The organism is Microcystis sp. M53598_WE2 (assembly GCF_030067735.1).
Taxonomy (GTDB): domain Bacteria; phylum Cyanobacteriota; class Cyanobacteriia; order Cyanobacteriales; family Microcystaceae; genus Microcystis; species Microcystis aeruginosa.
This window is the reverse complement of the sequence record NZ_JASJFE010001051.1, coordinates 1-2969: the sequence shown is the minus strand read 5'-3', so window position 1 is coordinate 2969 and position 2969 is coordinate 1. Positions and strand designations below refer to the sequence as shown.

The 2969-nt window shown below is 53.0% G+C and carries 2 protein-coding genes; both read left to right on the top strand.

Annotation, left to right across the window (positions count from 1 at the left end; all coding sequences use genetic code 11):
• Window positions 1-178 precede the first annotated feature (178 nt).
• On the top strand, window positions 179-2338 hold the full coding sequence (gene kdpB, locus PX636_RS21490; RefSeq protein ID WP_288118791.1) for a potassium-transporting ATPase subunit KdpB: 2160 nt from the start codon (window positions 179-181) through the stop codon (window positions 2336-2338).
• Window positions 2338-2969: DNA cytosine methyltransferase (locus PX636_RS21485; protein WP_288118789.1), on the top strand; the 632-nt coding region annotated here is incomplete at its 3' end. The genes kdpB and PX636_RS21485, both read left to right, overlap by 1 nt.

Here is a 2969-nt window from a genome sequence, read left to right as displayed (position 1 = left end):
GGGTGTGGGGTGTGGGGTTTTACCGATTTTGAGGGGGTCAATTACCTACTTTTCAGGGAAAAAGTACCTGAATTTTACCCCCGATCACTCCAATGGTTGGCACTTTTTGAGGGAAAAAAAATCTAAAAGTCTTACCCAACAAGGTTTTTAGATTTATTCAACCAGCCCTAGATAATTTATGAGAACGAACAAAGGAAATTCTAAATCCTCCCGCCCGTTGCGAGTGCCGAGAGGTCGCCGGGACGACCGCCGCCACACCCCCAAGGTAAACCGGACAGGTCTCTATCAACGCGCGATCCGGCAGTCCTTCCTCAAACTCGACCCGCGCATCGCCGTGCGTAACCCGGTCCTGTTCGTGGTCTGGTTAGGAACGATCGTCACGGCCCTGGTCACGATCGACCCGCATCTATTCGGCACGATCGCCGGGGATAGGGGACAACAACGGCTACTTAACGGCATCATCACCCTCATCCTCTTCTTCACGGTGCTGTTCGCCAACTTCGCCGAGGCGATCGCCGAGGGACGGGGAAAAGCCCAGGCCGATGCCCTGCGCTCCACCCGCAGCGACACGATGGCCCGGAAAATCCTTGCCGACGGCTCGATCGAGTCGGTCAGTTCCACGGCCTTGGGTCGGGGCGATCGGGTAAAACTGGTGGCCGGGGACGTGATTCCCGCCGACGGGGAAGTGATCGAGGGAATCGGTTCGGTGGATGAATCGGCGATCACCGGAGAATCGGCCCCCGTCCTCAAACAACCCGGAACCGACATCGCCAGTTCCGTCACCGGCGGCACCAGGCTTCTCTCGGACGAGTTGACAGTGCGGATCACTCAAGATCCCGGCCAGGGTTTTATCGATCGCATGATCTCCCTCGTGGAAGGTGCCGAGCGCACGAAAACCCCCAACGAGATCGCGCTGACGGTACTTCTGGCCGTGTTAACCCAAGTCTTTCTAATTGTCGTGGCCACGATTCCGCCGATCGGGAACTATATCGCCGGTTTCCTGGAAACGAGCCTCGGGCCGGCGGTTGCGGATACCTTTCGGGCCGGTTCCAGTATCGCCATCTTGATCTCGCTCCTCGTCGCCCTCATTCCCACGACGATCGGCGGTTTATTGAGCGCGATCGGCATCGCCGGGATGGATCGTGTGGCTCAGTTTAACGTCATCGCCACCTCTGGACGTGCGGTGGAAGCCTGCGGTGACGTAAATACCCTCCTTCTCGACAAAACGGGAACGATCACCCTCGGAAACCGGCTGGCTGACGAATTTATCCCCGTGAACGGTCATAACCTCGAGGAATTAGCCCGCATCTGTCTAGCGGCCAGCCTTTTCGACGAAACCCCGGAAGGACGCTCGATCGTTGCCTTAGCCCGGAATTTGGGCGCGAACCTCGATATCGATGGCCAACCCGGCGAGGGAATCGAATTCTCCGCTCGTACCCGCATGAGCGGCACCGATAGGGCCGGCGAGGAATACCGTAAGGGAGCCGTAGACGCGATTAAAGGTTTCGTCCGTTCCCGCGGTGGTTCCGTTCCCGAGACCCTCGATGAGGCACAGGAAAGGGTTTCCCATTTGGGGGGGACTCCCCTCGCCGTCTGTCGGGGTAACGATATCTACGGGGTGATCTATCTCAAGGACATCGTGAAGCCTGGATTAAAAGAGCGTTTCGACCAATTACGGCGCATGGGTGTGAGAACGATCATGCTCACCGGCGACAACCAGATCACGGCCTCGGTGATCGCGGCGGAGGCGGGGGTGGATGATTTTATCGCCGAGGCCACCCCAGAAGATAAGATCGAGGTGATCCGTCGCGAGCAAGCCAAGGGCAAGTTAGTTGCCATGACGGGAGACGGAACCAACGACGCACCGGCACTGGCCCAAGCTAATGTCGGTGTGGCGATGAACTCCGGAACCCAAGCGGCGAAGGAGGCGGCTAATATGGTGGATCTCGATTCCGACCCGACCAAGCTGATCGATTTAGTGACCATCGGCAAACAGTTACTCATTACCCGCGGCGCCCTGACCACGTTTTCGGTAGCCAACGATATCGCTAAGTATTTCGCCATTATCCCGACGATTTTCGCCGCTGCCGGGATCGGTGCTTTAAATATCATGGGTTTGAAAAGCGCTCAATCGGCGATCGTCTCAGCCCTGATCTACAATGCCCTGATTATCCCCGTTTTGATTCCCCTGGCACTTAAAGGCGTTCAATTTCGCCCGCTCACCGCTGACCAACTATTGCGGCGCAATATCCTCATCTACGGCGTGGGGGGCGTGATTGCCCCGTTTATTGCTATTAAGATTATTGATGAGATAATTTCAGCGATCGGGTTGAGGTAATGGGAAAATCGGCAATATTTAAGCCTAGTTTATTCGGATTGAAGCACTCGAATCGGGATTTTACCCAAAAAGAAACATGGGGGAAAAATCAATTTAATTCCTCATTTCCAGCTTCTTTGTGCGCTTACTTGGATGGGAAAGGACTGAAAAATGTCTATCTGAAACTCGATGAAAATTTAAAAGTTCAACCGGCGGAGTTAAGTACAAAAGAGTTATACGGTCTAGCTCCCGATTCCGATAATTTATTTTATGCTTTCGAGAGTCAATTTAGAGGAGGGAGCAAAATGATCACAATCGATTTATTTGCTGGTTGTGGTGGTTTATCTTTAGGTTTCCAGAAAGCGGGGTTTACTATTGTGGCCGCATTTGATAATTGGATACCTGCTATAGATGTCTATAGCAATAACTTTAGTCATCCGATATTTAATGTCGATTTATCTAGAGAATCTAATCAAGAAATATTGGCTCAATATAATCCTGAGATTATTGTCGGCAGCCCTCCTTGTCAAGACTTTTCCAGTGCTGGGAAGAGAGACGAGGGTTTAGGACGAGCGAATCTAACGCTCACATTCGCCGAAATTGTAACTGGAGTAAGTCCGCAATGGTTTGTTATGGAAAATGTGGATAGAAT

Bases quoted from the DNA above. Each gene is read 5' to 3' on its own strand.
- kdpB (WP_288118791.1), top strand. From the start codon at position 179: ATGAGAACGAACAAAGGAAATTCTAAATCCTCCCGCCCGTTGCGAGTG.